Annotated in this window: 1 protein-coding gene; it reads left to right on the top strand. The window is 61.6% G+C overall.

Annotated elements, in window-relative coordinates; translation table 11 throughout:
* Window positions 1-86: 86 nt before the first annotated feature.
* Window positions 87-628: ZrgA family zinc uptake protein (locus PKF00_RS44020; RefSeq protein ID WP_271223752.1), on the top strand; the 542-nt coding region annotated here is incomplete at its 3' end.

The following is a 628-nucleotide window of genomic DNA, read 5'->3' as shown; positions in this document are numbered from 1 at the left end:
GGCGCATGCGTTTTCTCCCGGGTAACGAAAATGACATGAGCGGCCCTCTTGAACGCTCTTTGTGTTATATAATAACGTATCGAAATGTGATCAACGGCAGGTCTGCCGAATTCGCAGGGAGATATGCAGTTGGATCGGATATTCTGATGCTTGCCGGCGCCGTATTGGCCTCGTCAGGGCTACATACGGGCGACACAGGTGCCACACAGACCCCACATAGCGATCACGATGCGCACCCTGATCACGCGGATCATGACGGGCATGAGGGACACGCGGCCCATGTCCACGGGGTCGGCCATCTGGGCGTCGCTATCGATGCCGATGGGCGGGTCGAGGCCGAGTTCGAGACGCCGGGCTATAATCTCTTCGGTTTCCAGCGCGAGCCGCGCGATGCGGACGAGGCGCGCCTCGTCAGCGAGGCCCGGTCCAGCCTCTTGGCCGAAGGCGTGGTTCTGCGGCTCGATCGCGATGCCGGCTGCGCCTATCTGGGCGGCGAGATCGCCGATACCGGCTATCACGATATCCGGGTGACCTACCGGTTCGACTGCGCGCAACCGCAACGTCTGCGCCGGATCGGTACGGGTGTCTTCGAGGTGTTCGAACGGTTCGAGACGATCGAGGCGGTGCT

Origin of the sequence: Streptosporangium carneum, from assembly GCF_027922005.1 — a bacterium.
GTDB classification, from domain to species: Bacteria; Actinomycetota; Actinomycetes; order Streptosporangiales; family Streptosporangiaceae; genus Streptosporangium; species Streptosporangium carneum.
This window is presented reverse-complemented; position numbering and strand designations above follow the sequence as displayed.